20 protein-coding genes and 1 pseudogene are annotated in these 20879 nt (G+C 72.5%); 13 read left to right on the forward strand and 8 right to left on the reverse strand.

Annotation, left to right across the window (positions count from 1 at the left end):
* Positions 1 to 6: 6 nt before the first annotated feature.
* A complete protein-coding gene (locus ACZ7EC_RS12375) occupies positions 7 to 384 on the reverse strand; it encodes a BlaI/MecI/CopY family transcriptional regulator (protein ID WP_471061490.1) in 378 nt (125 codons plus the stop codon).
* A gap of 158 nt (positions 385 to 542) precedes the next feature.
* On the opposite strand from ACZ7EC_RS12375, the gene ACZ7EC_RS12380 reads away from it, so the two are divergent.
* The 4 genes from ACZ7EC_RS12380 (at position 543) to ACZ7EC_RS12395 (ending at position 4937) form a co-directional block, all read left to right on the forward strand.
* Entirely contained in the window at positions 543 to 1127 is a 585-nt protein-coding gene (locus tag ACZ7EC_RS12380) for a TerD family protein (protein ID WP_471061493.1), read from the forward strand.
* Positions 1128 to 1227: 100 nt separating this feature from the next.
* A complete protein-coding gene (locus ACZ7EC_RS12385; protein WP_471061495.1) occupies positions 1228 to 2388 on the forward strand; it encodes a TerD family protein in 1161 nt (386 codons plus the stop codon).
* Positions 2389 to 2542: 154 nt separating this feature from the next.
* Positions 2543 to 2905 carry an ArsR/SmtB family transcription factor gene (locus ACZ7EC_RS12390; protein ID WP_471061498.1) on the forward strand — a complete coding sequence of 121 codons (363 nt, stop codon included), beginning with the start codon at positions 2543 to 2545 and terminating at the stop codon, positions 2903 to 2905.
* Between the two features lie 301 nt (positions 2906 to 3206).
* A complete protein-coding gene (locus ACZ7EC_RS12395) occupies positions 3207 to 4937 on the forward strand; it encodes an LCP family protein (protein ID WP_471061501.1) in 1731 nt (576 codons plus the stop codon).
* Between the two features lie 11 nt (positions 4938 to 4948).
* Here ACZ7EC_RS12395 and ACZ7EC_RS12400 read toward each other — a convergent pair whose 3' ends face one another.
* The gene (locus ACZ7EC_RS12400; RefSeq protein WP_471061504.1) at positions 4949 to 5818 is read right to left on the reverse strand and encodes a class II glutamine amidotransferase; all 870 of its coding nucleotides are present in this window, start codon (positions 5816 to 5818) and stop codon (positions 4949 to 4951) included.
* Between the two features lie 198 nt (positions 5819 to 6016).
* Between ACZ7EC_RS12400 and ACZ7EC_RS12405 the strand changes: the two genes are divergently transcribed.
* A complete protein-coding gene (locus tag ACZ7EC_RS12405; RefSeq protein WP_471061507.1) occupies positions 6017 to 6520 on the forward strand; it encodes a lamin tail domain-containing protein in 504 nt (167 codons plus the stop codon).
* 80 nt (positions 6521 to 6600) lie between these two features.
* On the opposite strand, the gene ACZ7EC_RS12410 is transcribed toward ACZ7EC_RS12405, so the two are convergent.
* On the reverse strand, positions 6601 to 7494 hold the full coding sequence (locus ACZ7EC_RS12410; protein WP_471061510.1) for a TIGR01777 family oxidoreductase: 894 nt from the start codon (positions 7492 to 7494) through the stop codon (positions 6601 to 6603).
* Between the two features lie 176 nt (positions 7495 to 7670).
* Here ACZ7EC_RS12410 and ACZ7EC_RS12415 point away from each other — a divergent pair, with 176 nt between their 5' ends.
* From ACZ7EC_RS12415 to ACZ7EC_RS12435, 5 genes and pseudogenes are all read left to right on the forward strand, one after another.
* Positions 7671 to 8345 carry a ScbR family autoregulator-binding transcription factor gene (locus ACZ7EC_RS12415; protein WP_471061513.1) on the forward strand — a complete coding sequence of 225 codons (675 nt, stop codon included), beginning with the start codon at positions 7671 to 7673 and terminating at the stop codon, positions 8343 to 8345.
* A 91-nt stretch (positions 8346 to 8436) separates the two neighbouring features.
* Positions 8437 to 8646 (forward strand): annotated as a pseudogene (locus tag ACZ7EC_RS12420) (class I SAM-dependent methyltransferase); the annotation flags it as partial.
* Positions 8647 to 8779: 133 nt separating this feature from the next.
* Entirely contained in the window at positions 8780 to 9139 is a 360-nt protein-coding gene (locus ACZ7EC_RS12425) for a hypothetical protein (protein WP_471061516.1), read from the forward strand.
* Positions 9140 to 9324: 185 nt separating this feature from the next.
* The gene (locus ACZ7EC_RS12430) at positions 9325 to 11481 is read left to right on the forward strand and encodes an MMPL family transporter (protein ID WP_471061519.1); all 2157 of its coding nucleotides are present in this window, start codon (positions 9325 to 9327) and stop codon (positions 11479 to 11481) included.
* A 103-nt stretch (positions 11482 to 11584) separates the two neighbouring features.
* Complete coding sequence (locus tag ACZ7EC_RS12435) at positions 11585 to 12049, forward strand: hypothetical protein (protein ID WP_471061521.1); 465 nt, start codon at positions 11585 to 11587, stop codon at positions 12047 to 12049.
* An 18-nt stretch (positions 12050 to 12067) separates the two neighbouring features.
* Here the strand turns inward: ACZ7EC_RS12435 and ACZ7EC_RS12440 are convergent, their stop codons facing one another.
* From ACZ7EC_RS12440 to ACZ7EC_RS12450, 3 genes are all read right to left on the reverse strand, one after another.
* Complete coding sequence (locus ACZ7EC_RS12440; RefSeq protein ID WP_471061524.1) at positions 12068 to 12418, reverse strand: cytochrome C oxidase subunit I; 351 nt, start codon at positions 12416 to 12418, stop codon at positions 12068 to 12070.
* A complete protein-coding gene (gene ctaD / locus ACZ7EC_RS12445; protein ID WP_471061526.1) occupies positions 12415 to 14103 on the reverse strand; it encodes an aa3-type cytochrome oxidase subunit I in 1689 nt (562 codons plus the stop codon). Before ctaD ends, ACZ7EC_RS12440 begins: the two co-directional genes overlap by 4 nt.
* A 188-nt stretch (positions 14104 to 14291) precedes the next feature.
* A complete protein-coding gene (locus tag ACZ7EC_RS12450) occupies positions 14292 to 15491 on the reverse strand; it encodes a mannosyltransferase family protein (RefSeq protein ID WP_471061529.1) in 1200 nt (399 codons plus the stop codon).
* Between the two features lie 197 nt (positions 15492 to 15688).
* Between ACZ7EC_RS12450 and ACZ7EC_RS12455 the strand changes: the two genes are divergently transcribed.
* Positions 15689 to 16558 (forward strand): MBL fold metallo-hydrolase, encoded by an 870-nt coding sequence (locus tag ACZ7EC_RS12455; RefSeq protein ID WP_471061531.1) that lies wholly within the window; start codon positions 15689 to 15691, stop codon positions 16556 to 16558.
* A 33-nt stretch (positions 16559 to 16591) separates the two neighbouring features.
* Positions 16592 to 16978, forward strand: coding sequence for a DUF2267 domain-containing protein (locus tag ACZ7EC_RS12460; RefSeq protein WP_471061534.1), 387 nt, complete (start codon positions 16592 to 16594; stop codon positions 16976 to 16978).
* A gap of 87 nt (positions 16979 to 17065) precedes the next feature.
* Here the strand turns inward: ACZ7EC_RS12460 and ACZ7EC_RS12465 are convergent, their stop codons facing one another.
* Positions 17066 to 17767 carry a dienelactone hydrolase family protein gene (locus tag ACZ7EC_RS12465; protein ID WP_471061537.1) on the reverse strand — a complete coding sequence of 234 codons (702 nt, stop codon included), beginning with the start codon at positions 17765 to 17767 and terminating at the stop codon, positions 17066 to 17068.
* Positions 17768 to 17914: 147 nt separating this feature from the next.
* On the reverse strand, positions 17915 to 19288 hold the full coding sequence (locus ACZ7EC_RS12470; protein WP_471061540.1) for a hypothetical protein: 1374 nt from the start codon (positions 19286 to 19288) through the stop codon (positions 17915 to 17917).
* A gap of 114 nt (positions 19289 to 19402) precedes the next feature.
* Here ACZ7EC_RS12470 and ACZ7EC_RS12475 point away from each other — a divergent pair, with 114 nt between their 5' ends.
* Entirely contained in the window at positions 19403 to 20662 is a 1260-nt protein-coding gene (locus ACZ7EC_RS12475; RefSeq protein ID WP_471061543.1) for a molybdopterin-dependent oxidoreductase, read from the forward strand.
* Positions 20663 to 20879: the final 217 nt, after the last annotated feature.

Genomic DNA, 20879 nt, shown 5'->3' on the forward strand with positions numbered 1-20879 from the left:
GTGCGCTCAGTCTTCGCCGGATTCCAGCAGTTCGCGCAGCAGCCGTTCGTCGCCCTCGGGCAGCGCGGTGATGAAGCTCGCCAGCACCGCGTGCCGGTCCTGCTCGCCGTCCAGGACCCGGCGCATCTTCAGCGCGGCCAGGCCCGCCTCGTCCGCGGCCGGCAGCCACACGAAGGAGCGGCCCTCGCGCCTGCGGGTGACGGCGTTCTTCGCCAGCAGCCGGCCCAGGACCGTCATCACGGTCGTGTAGGCGAGCCCCGCCGCCAGATGGTCCCGCACCCAGCCCGCGGTCACCGGGCCGCCGGCCTCGTGCAGCGCCGTGAGCACCCGTGTCTCCAGTGCCCCCTGCGCCCTGCGCCGACGGTGCGCGTCCGGCTCCGCCACCCGTGTGCTCCCTTCCTGCCTGCCGCCCGTGTGCCTCAACCCCTCGTGCCCGAGGGGCGTCACATCGTACAGAGCGGACCTGCGCCGGCTTTCTTCTACAGTGTTGTAGATTCACATCGGCGAACCGGTGAGGGCGACGAGAGCAAGGGAGCGGACCCGTGTCGGTCAACCTGAGCAAGGGTCAGCGGATCAGCCTCGACAAGGCGGACGGCGGCGCACTGGACGCCGTGCGGATGGGCCTGGGCTGGCGGGCCGCGGCACGCAAGGGGTTCCTGGCCAAGCTGGCCGGCGCCCGTGAGATCGACCTGGACGCCTCCGCCCTGCTGTTCGCGGGCGGCCGGCTGGCGGACGTCGTCTTCTTCCGCCATCTGGCCAGCGACGACGGCTCCGTACGCCACCTCGGCGACAACCTCGTCGGCGGTGCGGGCGCCGGGAGCGACGACGAGGTCATCCTGGTGGACCTGGCACGGGTGCCCGGCCATGTCGACCAGATCGTGTTCACCGTCAACTCCTTCACCGGGCAGACCTTCGGCGAGGTCCGGGACGCCTTCTGCCGCCTGGTCGACGAGCGGACCGGCGCGGAACTCGCCCGCTACACCCTCAGCGGCGGCGGCGCGTACACGGCGCAGATCATGGCGAAGCTCCATCGCACCGGCGGCGGCTGGCAGTTGCAGGCCATCGGCGCACCGGCCTCGGGGCGTACCTTCCAGGACCTGCTGCCCGCGATCAGCGCGCACCTGTGACCTTCTTGGCCGAATCATTGCGTGCGAGTGGAACCGCCGGCGGGCGGAACTCGTTGATCATCATGGACGCGGATTCCCGCGGTGGCTGTGGAGGACATGCATGAGCACGACCCTGACCAAGGGCGGCAATGTGTCGCTGAGCAGGCAGGCCCCCGGCCTGACTGCCGTGACGGTCGGGCTGGGCTGGCAGACCGACCCCGGTTACGAGCCGGACGGCAGCGCGCTGCTGTGCGACGCGAGCGGCCGGGTCCTGTCCGACGAGCACTTCGTCTTCTTCAACAACCCCAGCAGCCCGGACGGTTCGGTCCGGCACGACGGCCAGGGCCGCCCCACCGGCGAGGACGACCAGCGGATCCGGATCGACCTCACGCGTCTCCCGGACGCCGTGGAGAAGATCGTCTTCCCGGTCTCCCTGTACGACGCGGCGCGTCGCGGCCACACCTTCGGACAGGTGCGGCGCGCCCGGATCCGCGTCCTCGACCAGGACGGCGGCACCGAACTGGCCCGCTACGAGGTGACCGGCGCCGCCCTCTCCCAGGAGACGGCGCTGGTCCTCGGCGAGCTGTACCGGCACGGCGCGGAGTGGAAGTTCCGCGCCGTCGGCCAGGGTTACGCCTCCGGCCTCGCCGGCATCGCGGGCGACTACGGGGTGACGGTGCTGCAAGAGGCGGCGGAGCCGGAGCCGAAGCCCGTGCCGGTGTCGCAGAAGGCTCCGGCGGCGCCCGAACCGGCGCCTCGCCAGGCCCCGGCCCCGCCCGTCCACCCGGCCCCGGCCGCCCCGCCGGGGGCATCCGTCTCCGCCGTTTCCCCGCATCCCACCGGGAGTTCCCCCATGACCTGCTTCTTCGACCCCAACCACGGCCCCGGTGTGACGACCGTGACCTGGTCCCCGCAGTGGGGCGTGCCCCGCCCCGTCCAGACGTGCGGCGCCTGCGCCCAGCGGGTGCAGACCACGGTGCCGCCCTTCTACACCCCGCCCCAGCAGGGCTACCCCCAGCCGGCGGCACCGGGCTACCCGCAGCAGGGCTACCCCCAGGGCTATCCCCAGCAGGGCTACCCGCAGCAGGGATACGCCCAGCCGTACGACGACCGCCCGCACGACTACCGCCACCACGACCACGAGGAGCACGGCGGCGGCCGCCGGTTCGGCACCGGCGCGCTCATCGGCGCCGGCGCGGCGGGTCTCATCGGCGGCGCCCTGCTGAACGAGGCGTTCGACGACGACGAACCGGAAGTCGTCAACAACTTCTACGAGGACTGACACCCGCTCCCCGCAGCCAGCGCCGCCCGTCGCACGACGCGCCCCCGCCCCACGGCGGTCCGGACCCGGCCCCGGACCGCCGGCGGTTCCGGACGCCTACACTGGGGCCGCGCATCTGCGTCGGCTGTGCTGAGGGCGGGGACGGGAGAGGATCGTGACGGACAACGCCGGGGGGTACGACGATCCGCCCGCCGAGGTGCTGGCCGAGGCCGCCGCCGCGTTCGGACTGCTCGCCTCCTCAGCCCGGCTCCATCTGATGTGGGCCTTGTCACAGGGTGAGAGCGATGTCACGCACCTCGCCGACCGGGTGGGCGGCGCCCTGCCCGCGGTCAGCCAGCATCTGGCCAAGCTGAAGCTCGCCGGACTCGTCCGCTCCCGGCGCGAGGGCAGACGGCAGGTCTACTACATCGACGATCCCGACGTCGTGACCCTCGTCCGCGCGATGGTCGGCCAGCTGACCGCCCGCGCCCGGCACACCACCGCTCCCGGTCGCCGGCTGCACGGGATCGGCGGCTGAGCGTCACCGGCCCTTCCACTCACCGGGCTCCGGGCTCGGGTAAGAGCGCCCGCCTGTACGCTCCGCTCACAGGCGGGGCGCGTAGACTCCGGCTGCCGTACCACCCCGCCCAGGGCTCGCCGGTGCGATGAGGTGCCTCACCTGTGAATCTCGTGTGCATCCCTGCCGTTCCGGAACCTTTGTTTGTTAGATTGCGCAACTACGCAATCAAGGTGGGGCGGCACGTCACCGCCTCGTACACCACCGCGCATGCCAGGCCGCAGCGTCGACGGCCCGGCCCTACCGTTCAGGGGAGTGGGAGATGAGCGACCCGTGGGACGGGCCGGCCGGCCAGGCCACGCGCCGCCGTGACCGACGGGTGCCCGGCCAGCGGGACCCCGAGCCGGACTCCGCCCGTGCCGAGGGGGCACCCGACGAGGGCCGCCCCCAGGGCGGCCGGGCCGCGGCCCGCGCGGCCGCCCGCTCCCGCGGCGCGAAGCGCGCCCGCAGGGCCCGCCCGGTGCCGCGCGCCAAGCGCGTGCTGAAGGTCGCCGCGATATCCGTGTCGACGCTGATCGTGGTCACCGCCGGTGCCGGCTGGTGGTTCTACGACCACCTGAACGGCAACATCCAGAGCTTCGCCCTCGACGGCAAGGGCGGCACGGAGAAGCCCGACGCGTTCGGCCGCACCCCGATCAACGTCCTGGTGATGGGATCGGACGGGCGCACCAGCACGGCGGACTGCGAGCTGGGCGGCGGCTGTGCGCACACCGGGGTGCAGACCGGCAGCAACGCGGACGTGGAGATGGTGGTGCACATATCCGCCGACCGCTCCAACGCCACCGTGATGAGCATCCCGCGCGACACCATGACCCGGGTACCCGCCTGCAAGAACCCGCTGAACGGGCAGTCGACGGCGGGCTACTACGGCCAGATCAACAGCGCCCTCCAGTACGGTCCGGCCTGCCAGGCGCAGACCGTGCACCAGCTCACCGGCATCACCATCGACCACTTCGTCAAGCTCGACTTCTCCGGTGTGGTCAAGATGTCCGACGCGGTCGGGGGCGTCCCGGTGTGCGTCAGCGACAACGTCTACGACACCTACTCGCACCTGAAGCTGTCCAAGGGCACCCACACCCTCAAGGGCGTCGCGGCCCTGGAGTTCGTCCGCTCCCGGCACGGCTTCGGCGACGGCAGCGACCTGGGCCGCACCATCTCCCAGCACATCTTCCTCAGTTCGATGATCCGGAAGTTCAAGAGCGCGGGCACCCTCACCGACCCCGGCGCCGTCTACGACCTCGCGGACGCCGCGACCAAGGCGCTCACCGTGGACAACGGACTGAACAGCGTGAAGAAACTGATCGGGCTCGCCGCCGACGTCAACAAGGTCCCCACCAAGCGGATGACCTTCACGACCATGCAGACGGCGGCCGACCCGGCCAACGACAACCGCGTGGTGGTGGGCCCCGGCGCCAAGGCGCTGTTCGCCGCCATCGCCGACGACCAGTCCCTGACCACCGGTTCCGGCGGCAAGAGCGCGGCGGCCTCCGCCACCAAGAAGGCCACCGCGCCGAGCGTGCCGGCCGCACAGATCGCTGTGACGGTCGAGAACGGCACCGCCGTCACCGGCCGCGCCTCCGCGATCGCCACCGCGCTCACCGACCAGGGCTTCAGCTCCGGTACGACCACGGCCAACGCGCCGAGCCCGTCGGCGACCACCACGCTCACCTACGGCACCGGGCAGAAGGGCGAGGCCCAGACCGTCGCCAAGGCGCTCGGACTGTCCGGCTCGCACCTCAAGCAGGGCACCGGCACCGGCCTGACGCTGGTCATCGGCGACGACTGGGCGAGCGGCACCACTTTCCCCGGCGGCTCCTCCGGCGGCACCTCCGACACCAAGACGGCGGTCGCCAACGCCCACGCCTCCACCGCCGACCAGGCCAAGGCGTGCGCCAAGGTCAGCCCCTACAGGACCGTCACCCTCAACGGGGTCTCCATGACGCCGTCCGAGGCGTACGCGGAGGCCAGGGACAAGCCGGACTCGGACTCCTGAGCCGGGGGTCGTCAGGAGGGCCGCTGCGAGGCCGCCGCGTCGGGGCGCAGATCGGCGAGGGTGAGCGGATGCGCCGGCGGATCGGGCAGCACGACACGCGAGGTGACGCCCAGGTCGCGGCCCGCGTGCAGCAGCTCGCCGGGGGCCAGCAGCCGCCAGTGCGGGCTCTCGTCCAGGGGCTCGCTGGCCACGACGACGGACGACAGATCGGCCAGCGCCGCCGAGTGCACCCGCAGCCGCCCGTGCCGGCCGGTGTGGTCCAGATGACGTGACCCGTGATGGCCGCCCGCGGGCCGCTCCAGCACGTACAGCTCATGGGTGTCCGGATAGCGCAGGGCCCACAGCTCGCGGTCCGTGACGAGGATGACGTTCAGCGCGAACAGCGGCAGGTTCCCGGCGACCCAGCGCGCCGCGGCCACGAGCCCCGCGGACACGTCACCGCCGCGCGCCTCGGTCTCCCGCGTGACGAGGGCGAAGAACCGCTCGGAGTCGGTGTCGCCGTGCACCAGGGCGCGGTCCTCGCCCAGATGACGGTCCAGCAGATCGAGCCCCTCGATCACCCCGTTGTGCGCGAACAGCCGGCCCCGCTGCTCGAAGGGGTGCGTGTTGCGCACGTCCAGGCCGCCCGTCGAGGCGTACCGGATGTGTGCGAGGAAGGTGGCCGATTCCACCTCCCGCGCCTCCTCGGCGAAGGCCCGGTCCGCGTAGGCGGCGATCGGCGCCTTGTGCACCTCGGGTGTGCCGTCGGCCCGGTAGTACCCGAGGCCGGTGCCGTCCGGCTCGCGGTGGCTCTGCGCGCTGAGGCTGTCGGGCGCCTCCAGCAGCCAGAAGGTGGCACGGGTGCGACGGGGAGCGCTGGTCAGCCCGAACAAGCGGCACACGGGGTCCTCCGAACAGAAGGCGTGCTCCGAACAAAGGGTCAATCCGTTCATACCCCAGGCAAAAGGAAGATACCGGAAGGGCAATGCATTTTGTTTTCCGCTCGGGATGCCTCCGGCGGCTTGCACAGTGTGGAGGTGCGGTCACCCGGCCGTCACCCGTACTACCAGCACAGCACCATGCGCAAAAGGGGGACCTCTGTGTCCGTTTCCTCTGTCACGACCGTCCGGCGGCTGACCGCCGCCACCGCCGTCGCCGCGGCGATCGTCGGCGCCGCCGCGCTGCCCGCCGCAGCCGCCGGCCACCACGCGGGCCGCTCGCACGGCGTGGTGTACATCAGCACCGTGCGGTACGACAGCACGGGCCGGGGCGCCCGTACCAACACCGCGCTGAACCAGCAGTGGGTGGCCGTCAGCAACGAGTCGCGCAAGGCGGTGAACCTGAACGGCTGGACGCTGTCGGACGCCGCCGGGCACACCTTCACCTTCCACCACTACTCCCTCGGCGCCCGCGCCACGGTCCGCGTCCACACCGGCGTCGGCCGCGACACCCGGTCCGACCTCTACCAGGACCGACGCTCCCAGGTGTGGGACAAGTCGGACACCGCCAAGCTGCGCAACGACCGCGGCCGCCTCGTCGACCAGGTCTCCTGGAACCGGCACCGCGCCCCCGGCCACCCGCGCCACGGAGGTGGCCGCCACTGAAGGTGACCGGCTGAGGTGAACGGTGCGGGCGGTGCGCGGCTCTCCGTGAGCGGCGCACCGCCCGTCGGTGTGATGGCGGCTCAGAGCACGGACCGCAGCGCCTGTTCGAAGGTGGGATGGGCGAAGACGAAGCCCGCCTGCGTCAGCGCCGCCGGGACGGCGCGGGTGCTGTACATGAGGGTCGTCGCGAACTCCCCGAGCGCGGCGCGGAGTGCGGCGGCGGGGGCGGGGAGCACGGCCGGGCGGTGCAGGACGCGCGCCATCACCCGCGTGATCTCGCGTTCCGGCAGCGGCTCGGGAGCCGTGAAGTTGACCGGCCCCGACAGCGCCCCGGCGTCGAGGGCGAACCGCAGCGCCGCGATGTGGTCGGCCAGCGAGATGAACGGCCAGTACTGCGCGCCGGACCCGATCCGCCCGCCCAGCCCCAGCCGGAACAGCGGCAGCAACCTCCCGAACGCCCCGCCCTCGCCCGCGACCACCAGCCCGGTCCGCGGATGCACCACCCGGATCCCCGCTTCCCGAGCCGGGTCGGCCGCCGCCTCCCACGCGGTGCAGACGGTCGCCAGGAAGTCGTCCCCGGCCGGTGCGCTCTCGTCCACGATCCGCTCGCCGGTGTCCCCGTAGTAGCCGGTCGCGGACGCCGACACCAGTACCCGCGGCGGCACCTCCGCCCCGGCGCACGCCCGCGCGATCGCCCGGGTCCCCCGCACCCGGCTCTCCAGGATCTCCCGCTTGTACGACGCGCTCCACCGCCGGTCCCCGACTCCGGCCCCCGCCAGGTGCACCACCGCGTCCACCTCCGGCAGCCGCACCCCGCCCCCGGCCGGATCCCACGTCACCGTCTCGCCGCCGTCCCCCGGCCGGCGTCCCGCCCCCTCCCGGACGAGCCTGACGACCTGATGCCCGTCCCGCGACAGCGAACGGACGAGGGCGGAACCGATGAGCCCATGGGACCCGGTGATCGCGACGCGCATGGCGTCCTCCTGATGCGGCGAAGTAACGCGGTCTCTCCCCGGATTGAACCCCGGACCCGCCCCTTTCGCCTCGCACGACAGCCCGGTCTCCACGACGACCGTGCGGAACCGGTGGCCGCGAGGGCGTCGGGTAAGGTACGGGCTGATTGGTTGAACGTTCAGTTGGAGGAGGGTCCATGGCTCGGCAGGAGCGAGCTGTGCGGACCCGGCGTGTCGTACTGCGGGCCGCCGCCGAGGTGTTCGCCGAGCGTGGCTACACCGCGGCGACCATCGCCGAGATACTCGAGCGGGCAGGTGTCACCAAGGGCGCGCTCTATTTCCACTTCGACTCCAAGGCGGCCCTGGCGCGGGGCGTGCTGGAGGAGCAGAGGACGGCCGAGTACCACGTCCCGCGGGAACTCAAGCTCCAGGAATTCGTGGACGCGGGGATGACCCTGGCCGAGCGCCTGCCGCGGGAGCCCTTGCTGCTCGCCGCGGTCCGGCTCTCGGCCGACCTCCAGGGGCGCGACGTCTTCGGCAGCGCCTGGCCGGTCTGGATCGAACGGGCGTCGTCCTCGCTGGCGGAGGCCCGGGCCAGGGACGAGGTGCTGCCGCAGGTGGTGCCGGAGGAGACCGCGCAGGTCTTCTTCGGGGCGTGGACCGGGGTCCAGGTCGTCTCGCGGGCCGTCGCCGGGTGGGCCGATCTGAATGAGCGGATGTCGGTGCTTTTCGGACACCTGCTGCCCGCCATCGCCACCCCGGCCGTCCTGGCCCGCCTCGACACCGCCCCGGACCGCGGCGCGCGGGTGATCGCCGAGGCCCGGCACCGGTCCCGGACCGCGTTCGCCGGCGCGTCGGCCGAAACGCCGTAGCCTCCGCCGCCCCCGCCCGGTCCACCGCCGTCCGAAGCGACCCCGGCCCGAGCCGCTCCCTGCGAACGGCCTCCGCAGGAAAGGCTGTGGCATGACCTGGGAGTGGGACGAGACCCTGTTCGAGGGAGCCGCCGAACACTACGAGCGCGGCAGGCTGCCGTACGCCCCCGGCCTGGTGCCCCTGCTCGCCGGGGCGCTGCCCGCCGGCGGCCGCGGCCGGCTGCTCGACGTGGGCTGCGGTCCGGGCACCGTCACTCTCCCGCTCGCCGCCCTGTTCCGCGAGGCCCTCGGCATCGATCCCGACCCGGAGATGATCCGCGTGGCCGAACGCCGGGCCGCCGCCGCGGGGATGGGCGGGCACACCCGCTGGGCACACCCGCTGGGCACGGCTGCGCGCCGAGGGACTCCCGGCCGGGCTCGGCGCGTTCGACGCCGTGGTCTTCGCCCAGTCCTTCCACTGGACCGACCGCGCGCGGGTGGCCCGCACCGTCGGCGCGATACTCCGGCCCGGCGGCGCGCTGGTCCACCTCGCCGACCTGAAGGGCGAGCGGCGCCCGGCCGGGGAGTCGCCGTACCCCGCCGTGCCCCGCGCGAGCATCGCCGCACTGGTCGGGGAGTACACCTCGGGCCGGTCCGCCGCGCGGGGCGCGGGGTGCTGCCGCACGGCACCCCCGGCGGCGAGGCGGAGATCCTGTCGGCGGCCGGCTTCCGGCGGTGTCTCGCCGGCGGGTCGCTTCGCCGAGAGGGTGCCCGGCACCGAGGTGTTCATCTGGTGGATTTCCGGAGCGGTTTGATCCGCTTGAGACACGGTACGCGCACCCCAATATCCGGTACGAAGATCGCATCGTCGGTCATTACGATGTGATCCTCAAAGACAACCATTCGACCGGCTCGTCGGACCTGAGCCGGTCGGGGTCATCAATGCCAGGGACCGCTCCCCGGGCTGCGGTGATCTTCCTTCACAGGAGGACCCTCCCGCATGTTCCGACGTATTGGCGCCACTGTCGTCCGACATCCCGTCTGGACGATAGTCGCATGGCTGATCGCCGCGGTGGCGATCGTCGCCACCGCGCCCGGCCTGCCCTCGAACAGTGACGAGAGCAGCTTTCTGCCCAAGAGTTACGAGTCGATCAAAGCCGCGGACCTCCAGCAGAAGGCGTTCCCCAGCGCCTTCACCCCGTCCGCGATCGCGCTCTACCAGCGCACCGACGGCGGCCGGCTGACCGCCGCCGACCAGAAGGACGTCGCCCGGATCACCGCCGAGCTGGGCCGGAAGAAGATCGACAAGGTACAGAAGGTGGTCCCCGGCCCGCCGTCCAAGGACGGCCGGTACGCCATGACCCTGGTCCAGATGGACAGCAAGAACGCGGGACAGCCCAAACAGGCCGACGCCGCCAAGACGTTGCGCGCGGACGTCAAGCAACTGGCCAGGGGCACCCACCTCGACGTCGGACTGGGCGGCTCCGCCGCGCAGGCCCTCGACCAGCAGGACTCCTCCCAACGCGGCCAGGCGCTGATCGGGTTCGGCACCTTCGCCATCATCCTGGTCACCCTGCTGATCATCTTCCGGGCGCCGATCCTGGCCGTCCTGCCGCTGGTCCTCATCGGCCTGGTCTCGGCCGTCGCCAACGGGCTGATCGCCTACGCCACCAAGCTGTTCGGGCTCCAGGCCAACAGCTCGATCTCGTCCATCCTGATCGTGGTGCTGTTCGGCGTGGGCACGGACTACTTCCTGTTCCTGATGTTCCGCTACCGCGAACGCCTGCGGGCCGGTGACGAGCCGAAGGAGGCCATGGTCAACGCGGTCGGCCGGGTCGGCGAGGCCATCGCCTCGGCCGCCGGCGCCGTCATCATCGCCTTCCTCGCGCTGGTCCTGTCCACCCTCGGCTTCCTCAAGCAGATGGGCCCCGCGCTCGCCATCGCGGTCGCCGCCACCCTGGTCGCCGGTCTCACCCTGATCCCGGCCGTGGTCTCCCTCATCGGCCCGAAGGTCTTCTGGCCCTCCAAGTCCTGGCAGAAGGAGCCGGAGAACGCCCGGTTCGCCGCGCTCGGCCGCGCGGTACGGCGCCGTCCGGCGCTCACCGCCGTCGCCTCGGGTCTGGTGCTGCTCGCGCTGTCGGCGGGCACGCTCGGCTACAAGGCCACCTTCGACCTGGCCTCGGGCTCGATGCCCAAGACCAAGGAGTCGATGGTCGTCCAGGACCGGATGCAGAAGGCGTACTCGGCCGGTGCCGCCGCGCCCACCGACGTCTTTCTCTCCAGCACCGGCGGCAAGCCGCTCGACAAGAGCGCGTTCGCCGGGTACGCGCGGAAACTGAGCGCGGTCGACGGCGTCGCGAGCGCCCGGATGACCCAGCTCAACAAGGACGGCACCACCGCGGACTTCACCGTCACCCTGAAGTACGAGGCGTCCACGGACCAGGCGATCGACGCGGTGCAGCGGGTGCGCGACGTCGCGCACGCGGACGCGCCCGCCGGCACCGAGGCGCTGGTCGGCGGCATGTCCTCGATCTACAAGGACATCGACACGGCGGTCAACCACGACTACCGCACGGTGTTCCCCGTCGCCGCCGTCCTCATCATGATCATCCTCGGCCTGCTGCTGCGCAGCGTCGTGGCGCCCTGGTATCTGATGGCCTCGGTGGGCCTCGGCTTCGGCGCCACCCTCGGCGCCACGGTGTGGATCTTCCAGAAGGGGGAGGGGCACTCCGGTCTGATGTTCATGCTCCCGGTGATCATGTATCTGTTCGTGGTCGCCATCGGCACCGACTACAACATCCTGATGATCGCCCGGCTGCGCGAGGAGGCCCGCGAGGGCCGCGAGCCGCGCGAGGCGGCCGGTCAGGCCCTGCGGCACGCCGGGCCGACCGTGGCCGCGGCCGGCTTCATCCTGGCGGCGACCTTCGCCACCATGATGCTGGCGGGCAACTCGCTGCTCACCGAGATGGGTTTCGCGGTCTCCTTCGGCATCGCGATCGCCGCGTTCGTCATGGCGATGTTCTTCACGCCGAGCCTCACCGCGCTCATCGGCCACGCGGCCTGGTGGCCGGGCCACGGGGACCGGGCGGCCGAGACCCCCGGCACCATCCCCGCGCAGGCCGAGGGCGAACGCGACCCGGCGGGCCACGGCCGCTGACACCGGCCACCGCTCCGCGGGGGCGCACCAGGGCACAGGCCCCGGTGCGCCCCCGCTGCCGCCGAACGTTTCGCACCGGACGCGCCGCGGTACCCGCAGGCCCATGTTCCGCAGCATCGTGCGTGGCTGCGCCGCAGGGGCCGCCGGTACCACCGCACTGAACGCCATGACCTACCTGGACATGGCGCTGCGCGGCCGGCCCTCCAGCAGCGCGCCCGAGGACGTGGTGGAGAAGGTCACCGAGAAGGCGGGGCACCCGGTCCCGGAGACGGCGGGCCGGGACAACCGGCTGTCCGGTCTCGGCGCGCTCACGGGCATCGCCGTCGGGGTCGGCACCGGCGCCGCCGTCGCCCTGCTCCACCGGGCCGGGCTCCGCCCGCCGGGCTGGCTGGGCGGTCCTGCCACCGGGGCCCTGGCCATGGTCCTGACCGACGCCCCGATGGCCGGTCTGGGCGTCAGCGACCCGCGTACGTGGTCCCCGGCCGACTGGACCGCGGACGCCCTGCCGCACCTGGCCTACGGCCTGGTCACCTACGGACTGATCACCGCGGCCCACCGACACCGCTGACCGCGGCCGGCGGTGCCCTCAGCGAAGCAGCAGCAGCGTCACCGCCGCGGCCAGCCCCGCGCAGACGCCCAGCGTCCAGGCCACGCACCGCCGCCGCAGTTCCCGGTACCGGTTCTCGTACTCCGCGCGCAGCGAGGCGCAGCGGGCGGCGATGCGTTCCAGGTCCTTCCTGGCGCGGCGCAGGGCGTCCTCGACGTAGCTCTGCTCGATCTCGGCGCGCTGGGAGGTCGTCAGCCAGTCCATCGGCCGGACGAAATCCCGCGCACGCTGCTCGGCCTCCGCGATGCGGGCCTGCCAGAGCAGGTATCCCTCCACCTGGTTGCCCAGTTCCCCCTCGGCGACCTCCGGCCGCAGAGTCGGGTCGCTCATACCGTGCCCTGTGCCTCGGCCTCGGCCAGCGCGATGTCCGGGTGGTGCAGATCGAACGCCGGGGCTTCGCTGCGGACCCGCGGCAGGGTCAGGAAGTTGTGGCGCGGGGGCGGGCAGGAGGTCGCCCACTCCAGGGAGCGGCCGTAGCCCCACGGGTCGTCCACGCCGACCGGCACCCCGAACCTCGCCGTCTTCCAGATGTTGTAGAGGAACGGCAGCATCGACAGGCCCAGCAGGAAGGAACCGATGGTGGAGACCGTGTTCAGCGCGGTGAAGCCGTCGGCGGCCAGGTAGTCGGCGTACCGGCGCGGCATGCCCTCGGCGCCCAGCCAGTGCTGGACGAGGAAGGTGGTGTGGAAGCCGATGAACAGCGTCCAGAAGGTGATCTTGCCGAGGCGCTCGTCCAGCATCTTGCCGGTGAACTTCGGCCACCAGAAGTGGAAGCCGGCGAACATGGCGAACACGACCGTACCGAAGACCACGTAGTGGAAGTGGGCCACCACGAAGTACGAGTCGGAGACGTGGAAGTCCAGCGGCGGCGCGGCCAGGATGACACCGGTCAGACCGCCGAAGAGGAACGTGACGAGGAAGCCGGTCGCCCAGAGCATCGGCGTCTCGAAGGACACCGAGCCCTTCCACATGGTGCCGATCCAGTTGAAGAACTTCACCCCGGTCGGTACCGCGATCAGGAAGGTCATGAACGAGAAGAACGGCAGCAGCACACCGCCGGTGACGTACATGTGGTGCGCCCACACGGTCACGGACAGACCGGCGATGGAGATCGTCGCCGCGATCAGGCCCATGTAACCGAACATCGGCTTGCGGGAGAAGACCGGGATGATCTCGGAGACGATCCCGAAGAACGGCAGCGCGATGATGTAGACCTCGGGATGGCCGAAGAACCAGAACAGGTGCTGCCACAGCAGTGCCCCGCCGTTGGCCGAGTCGTAGATGTGGGCGCCGAACTGGCGGTCCGCCTCGATGGCGAACAGCGCGGCCGCGAGCACGGGGAAGGCCAGGAGCACCAGAACAGCGGTCAGCAGGACATTCCATACGAAGATCGGCATGCGGAACATCGTCATGCCCGGAGCGCGCATGCAGATGATCGTGGCGATGAAGTTGACCGAGCCGAGGATCGTCCCGAACCCGGAGAAGGCCAGCCCCATGATCCACAGGTCGGAGCCGACATAGGGCGAGAAGACCTCGCTGTGCAGGGGGGCATAGGCGAACCAGCCGAAGTCGGCCGCGCCCTCGGGGGTGATGAAGCCGCCCACCGCGATGAGCGAGCCGAACAGGTACAGCCAGTAGGCGAGCATGTTCAGCCGCGGGAAGGCCACGTCGGGCGCGCCGATCTGGAGCGGCATGATCCAGTTGGTGAAACCGGCGAACAGCGGCGTCGCGAACATCAGCAGCATCACGGTGCCGTGCATCGTGAACAGCTGGTTGTACTGCTCCTTGGAGACGATCTGCAGCCCCGGCCGGGCCAGCTCCGCGCGGATGATGAGCGCCATGAGGCCGCCGACCAGGAAGAACCCGAACGACGTCGCCAGGTACAGCGTGCCGATCGTCTTGTGATCGGTGGTCGTCAGCCACCGCACCACGACATTGCCGGGCTGCTTGCGCCGCACCGGCACCTCGCTGTCGTAGGTGTCGGCCGGCCCCTTGGGCTCGTTCAGAATGCTCACAGCTGGTACGCCTCCCGGCGCTCGCAGGTTCGCCGACGTCAGTCATCCGACATCCTTGCGGCACCGGGGTGGCCGCCGGAGCCGCCGGCGGCCGGGACACGGCCGAACGGCTGACGCTCACACCCGAACGGAGCATCCGCGTGCCCCGATCGGAGCAGCGGTGAAGCGCGCGGCGGCGGCCTGGGCGATCAGGGGGAGTGGTTGGCGAAGGTCGCCAGATAGGTGCCGTAGAGCAGGGAGAAGGCGGCGAGGTACCCGCACAGCCTCCGGGTGCTGTCGGGGTCGGTGCGCCACCGGTGGACCAGCGCCCGTGCCGCGGGGACGAGCAGCGGGAACGCGGGCAGCAGAAAGCGCGGCTTGGACTCGAAGGGGCCCGAGACCAGCACGACCGGCAGCAGCAGCGCGGCGGTGTACAGCAGCAGCGCCAGGGGGACGCGCATCCGGCACAGCCGGACGAAGAGGAAGACGCCGGCCGCCACGACCACCAGCGCCACCGGGTAGACGACACCGTCGGTGAGCGGCACCGTCGCGAGGAAGCGCAGGGTGCCCAGGCCGCCGTCGAAACGCGACTCCCAGGCGCTCTGCACCTGGAAGTAGCCGCGCAGCAGGGCGCCCGTGCGCGCACCCACCAGCAGCAGGTACGCGGTCCAGCCGAGCGGGGCGGCGAGGGCACCGGCCCACAGGCTGAGCGGCACCCGCCCGCGCCGCCGTACGACCTCGAAGGCGGCCATGCCCAGGACGGCCGCGGCGGCGGCGTAGCCGTTCGGCCGGGTCAGGCCGGCGAGCGCGGCCAGCACGCCGGCCGTCAGCCAGCGCTCGTCCAGCAGGGCGTACAGGCACCAGACGGCGAGCGCGATGAACAGGGGCTCGGTGTAGGCGAGGGTGAGGACGACCGAGTGCGGCAGCACGGCCCACAGGGCGACCATGGCGGTGGCGACCGCGCGGCCGTACAGCCGGTACCCGATCGCGTAGATGCCGACGACGGCCAGCGCGGTCGCGGTCCAGGCGATCAGCAGCGCCGCCACGCCCGGCGTCAGCAGCGGGATCCAGTCGAGTACCCGGATGAGCCCCGGATACAGCGGGAAGAACGCCCAGTCGGTCTGCACCGCGCCCGAGGCGGTGATGTGCACGCGGGTGCCGTAGCCGTGCGTGGCGATGTGCAGGTACCAGACGGAGTCCCAGGAATGGGCCAGGCCCTTGAGTATCGCCCGGCCGGTGAGCAGGTTCACCGCGACGACGAGGCCGGCCCCGGCCAGCCGGACGGCGCCGAAGAGGACGAGCGCCCGCTGGATGCCGGGCGGCCAGGTCCGCCGCTCGGGTCCCCGAAGGGACGGACCGGGCCGTTCGGGGGCGGGGGCAGCACCGTGCTGCGGGGAGAACGTACTCACCCCTCGACCTTCATCGCAGCCGCACGTCCGTGCAATGGGACCACGCCGTTCACACCACTTCTGGCTTGTTCTCTTTGCTGGTCAGAGCGCCACATCCGGGAAAACACAAGACCGTTCGCCCCTACCTGTCCCGCTTCGGGCGGGTCATGCTGGAACGGCGGGCCCGCACCGGGCCGCGCCCCGCGGAAGGAGCCCCTGTGGACGGCTGGTACGTCGACGACCGCTGCACCAACTGCGACGTCGCCCGGCAACTCGCGCCGGATCTGATCGCCGAGGAGAACGGCACGTCCCGGATCGTGCGCCAACCGGAGACCGAGGAGGAGAACCGGCGGTTGTACGCGGCCGTCTTCGCCTGCCACACCCGCTCGATCCGCCCCGCCGACGGGCGCGTCGACCAGGCGCTCGACCCGTTCCCCCTCGCCCTGGACGACGGCGTGCTGCTGTGCGGCCACAACTCGCAGCGCACCGCGGCCGCCAACTCCTATCTGCTGCGCCGGCCCGACGGCACCCAGATGATGATCGACACCCCCCGCTGGAGTCCCGTCCTGGCCGACCGGTACACGGCCAGGGGCCGGATCACGGACGTGCTGCTCACCCACCGCGACCACGCCGCCCACGGCCGCCGCTGGGCCGACCACCTCGGCGCCCGGCTGTGGATCCACGAGGGCGACCTCGACGCCGCGCCCGACGCGGACCAGGTCGTCCGGGGCCTCGATCCGGTCGAGGTCGGACCGGGGGTCACCGTGCATCCGCTGCCCGGCCACACCCGCGGCAGCGTGCTCTACCTCGCGGACGACCGGTACTGCTTCAGCGGCGACAGCTTCCACTGGTCGCGCTCGCTCGGCGACCTCGCTGTCGTGGACTGCGTCACCTGGTACTCCATCGAGGAGCTGGCCGCCTCCCTGGCCCGGACCGCGGACCGGCTGCGCTTCGAGTGGGTCCTGCCGGGTCATGGCGACCGCAGGCACCTGCCCGCCGACGAGATGTCCCGCCGCCTGCGCGCCCTGACCGAGCACGCCCGCACCCTGCGCCCGCGTCCCGTGGACTTCACGGCCGTACGGTGGTGAGAGGGGGACGGCGTTCGGCAGCGGGAGGTCACCATGCGGCTGGCGGAGTTCTTGACCCGCGTCCAGGACCGCGGGGAGTACCGGAGCGAGGAGGAGGCCGAGCACGTCAGCGAGGCCGTGCTGTGGACGCTGGCCACCCGGATCACCCCTGAGGAGGCCGACGAGCTGGCGGCCCGGCTGCCCGCACCGCTGGACGAGGCGCTGCACCGGGACCGGGGCTGCGCCGAGTCCTTCGGCCGGGAGGAGTTCCTGCGGCGGGTGGCCCAGCAGACCGGCGCCCGGCCGCGCACGGCGGAGTGGGACGCGGGCGCGGTGCTCTCCACCGTGGCCGACTCCGTCCCCGGCGGCGAGCTGGACGGCCTGCTGGCCCGGCTCCCGGTCGACTACGCGGACCTGTTCGGGAGGCCGCAGCCCGCCTGAGCGGGGAAGGGGACCGGTCAGCGGGGCCGGGGGCTCGGGAGCGGGGCGGGTGAGTGGGGCGCGGACTTGCCCCTGTGCGTCCCCCGCCTACGCCTCACTCCCGTGCGTCTCCGTCACCGGCCCCCGTTCCCGCTCCTCCCGCACGGCTCGCAGCCGCTCGTCGCACCACCGCCTGGCCGCCTCGGAGACCTGGGCCAGCGCGCGCGGGTCCTCGAACAGATGGGTGGCGTCCGGTACGACGTGCAGGGCGTGCGGGGCCCGCAGCCGCCGGGCCGCACCCTGGTTGAGCCGCAGCACCTCGTGGTCCTGCCCGCCGACGATCAGCAGGACCGGCGCCCGCACCCGCTCCAGCGCCTCGCCCGCCAGATCGGGCCGCCCGTCCCGCGACACCACGGCCAGCACCCGGTCGGGACGTTCGGCCGCGGCCGTCAGCGCGGCGGCGGTGCCCGTGCTCGCGCCGAACAGCACCACCGGCGTCCCCCGTGTGTCCGGCTGCTCGTCGAGCCAGTCGATCGCGCCCACCAGGCGGTGCGCGAGGAGCGGGATGTCGAAGCGGTGCTCGCCGTTGAGCGCGTCGTGCCGCTCCTCCCGCTCGCTGAGCAGGTCGAGGAGCAGCGTGCCGTACCCTGCCGTGCGCAGCTCGGCGGCCACGGTCCGGTTGCGCGTGCTGTGCCGGGAGCTGCCGTTGCCGTGCGCGAACAGCACCACCGCGGGCGAGGGTGCCTGGACCACGAGGTCGCCGTGGAGCGCGGCGTCGTCCATGCGGACGAGAACCATCTCGGAGATCATCGGCCTCAACCCTTTCCGGGGCGCCGTTCCCGCCGAGCGATACGGCCCGGATCCCGCCGAGCGATACGGCCCGGATGTCCACCTCCCATGATGCCCACGGCAGCACGCCCCCGGCACCCGCAGGGCCGCGGACCGGGAGGACCGCCGTCACCAGCCGGTCAGCAGCAGATGATTGAGCAGCAGCGCGAGCACGGCCTGGGCGGCGAGCCAGGGCCGGGGGCGGGGCAGCAGCGCGCAGGCGGGCAGCAGCCACAGCGCGAAGGGCAGCCAGATCCGCTCGGTCTCGGCCTTGCTCATACCGGACAGGTCGGCCGCCAGCAGGGCGAGCAGCGCGGCGCAGACGAGGAGGGCGAGCCGGGCCCGCGGGCCGGTGCGGCGGTGCAGCAGCCCGGTGCCGGTGCGGCGCAGGGCCGCCGCGGTGGCCGGTCCGGTGATGAGCACGGCGCAGGCGAGATTCGCCCACACCCAGTAGCCGTAGGGGCGTACGCCGCCCACCCCCTGGTAGTAGCGGGTCGTCAGGAGCTGGTACCCGTGCCACCAGTTGAAACCGGCGAGCGTGAACGCCACCGGCACGACGGCCAGCCCGGCGAACAGGGGAAGCAACAGGACGGGGCGGGCGCGCAGTTCGCGCCGGGCGAGGAGGAGCACCGCCGCGCCGACGAGGGCGAAAAGCGTGAGGCCGTACGAGAGGTAGCAGGTCAGCCCGGACAGCAGGCCCGCGCCGGCCGCCGCCCGGAGCGAGCGGCGGGTCAGGGCCAGGGCGAGCAGGGCCACGGACCAGGCGGCGACCGCCGCGAAGTAGCCGTCCGCGGAGACGCCCTGCCACACCGCGGCCGGGGCCAGTGCCGTGAACGGGGCCGCCCGCCGCGCGAGCGCCTCGCCGGCCAGGGCGCGCACGGCGATCAGCACCGCCACGCATCCGCTCGCGCCGACGACGACGCAGAACATCCCGGCCCAGCCGCCGCCCCGCAGCCCGATCCGGTCGAGCAGGACGAAGGTGAGCGTGGCCGCCGGGGGATGCCCCGCGACATGGGCGGGCCAGGGGCGGGGTGTGCCGCTGACGATGTGCCGGGTGAAGTCGTGCAGCGTGGCCGGGATGTCGTGGAAGCGGCCGATCACCCGGAGGTACTCCTCACGGGCGGTCAGCCGGCCGGCGATGCCCCGCTGCCAGCCGTCCACCAGCGCCAGCGAGACGATCCACGCCAGTGCGGTCGCCCAGGCCGCCGCGAGCAGCCCGCGCCAGGGCAGCCGGGCCGCGAGCACGGGACCCTGGGCCACGGTCGCCGCCGCCACGGCCAGTGCGGCGGGGGTGCCGGGGCCGGCGTGCGGGTCCCAGTCGGCGAACAGCGGGGGCCAGTGCACGAACAGCGTACGGTGCACGGCCTGGATGTGGCGGCCGACCAGGACCGCCGCCGTCACGAGCAGGGCGGCGGCAGCGGCGGCGTACAGATCGCGGCGCCCGGCACGGGAGGGATGTGCCGCGGTGCCGGGAGCGGGGTCTCGGTGGGGAAGGAGGGTCACACCCGGAACGCTAGGCCGGGCGGGCGGCGCCGGGCCGCCGTCCGGGCCGGACGTCAGGGTTTCGTCACCGGTCGTACCGCTTGTCCCGGACGTCTTGCGGCTTACGGTCGGCACATGCGCGACCAAGACCGCCTCCCCAGCTCACCGGGTTTCTGGCGCAGCCCCCTGCGCGGCCCGTGGTTCACCTCGGTGCTCGGCCTCGTCCTCCTCGTCGGCGTCACCGTGCTGTTCGTGACCGGCCTGGTGTCGTACGCCGCCTACAACCCGAACCTGTCCCCCGTGAACGACACGACGCCGGACAAGGGATTGCTCGGCTTCTACCTGTTCGCCTGGCCGACCGACCCCGTGTGGCTGTACCGCCTCACCCAGGGCGTCCACGTCACCCTCGGGGTCACCCTGATCCCCGTCCTGCTGGCCAAGCTGTGGTCGGTGGTGCCCCGGCTGTTCGCCCTGCCCCCGGCCCGCTCCGTCGCCCACGCGCTGGAGCGGGTCTCCCTGCTGCTGCTGGTCGGCGGCGGCCTGTTCGAGTTCACCACCGGCGTGCTCAACATCCAGCTGGACTACGTCTTTCCGGGCTCCTTCTACCCGCTGCACTTCTACGGCGCCTGGGTGTTCTTCGCGGCCTTCGCCGTCCACGCCGCGCTCAAGACGCCCAAGGCGCTGCGCACCGTACGGCGGCGGCTGCGCGGCGAACCCGAGAAAGGCGGCACGCCCGCACCCGACACCCTGGTCGCCCCGCGTCCCGACCCGCCCACCGTCAGCCGGCGCGGCGCTCTCGGACTGGTCGGCGGCGGCTCGCTGCTGCTGCTCCTGACCACGGTCGGACAGAGCCTCGGCGGCCCCTTCCGCCGTACCGCCCTGCTCGCACCCCACGGCACGGCCGATCCGAACGGCGGACCCAACGGCTTCCAGATCAACAAGACCGCCGCCTACGCCGGGATCACCACGGCCGACACCCACGAGGACGCCTGGCGGCTCGTCGTCACCGGCCGCACCGGCACCGTCCGCCTCAGCCGCGCCGAGCTGCTCCGACTGCCGCTGCACAGCGCCTCGTTGCCCATCGCCTGCGTGGAGGGCTGGTCGACCGCCGACCAGTGGTGGCGCGGGGTACGGCTGCGCGACCTGGCCGCGCTGGTCGGCTACGACGGCGATCCGCCGGACGTGCTGGTGGAGTCCCTGCAACGACACGGTGCCTTCCGCCGCGCGGCCCTGCGCGCCAACCAGGTGGCCGATCCGCGCGCCCTGCTCGCCCTGTACGTCAACGGCGAGGAACTGTCCCCCGACCACGGCCACCCGGCGCGGGTCATCGTGCCCGCCGCACCCGGTGTGCTCAACACCAAATGGGTGGCCCGGCTGACCTTCGGAGCCCTGTGATGACGCCCCGCCGGATGCGCCTCGCGCTCGGCAGCCCCTTCCAACTGCTGCTGCTCGCCTGCTCCTTCGCGCTCGCCGCCTACGCCGGGATCCGGCTGCTGGCCGGCGACTGGCGCGCGGTGGCGCTGTGGATCGTGGGCGCCGCCCTGCTGCACGACCTCGTGCTGGTGCCCCTGTACGCGGCGGCCGACCGCGCGGTGACCCACGGCCTCGCGGC

This window comes from Streptomyces sp. NPDC037203, from assembly GCF_055605065.1.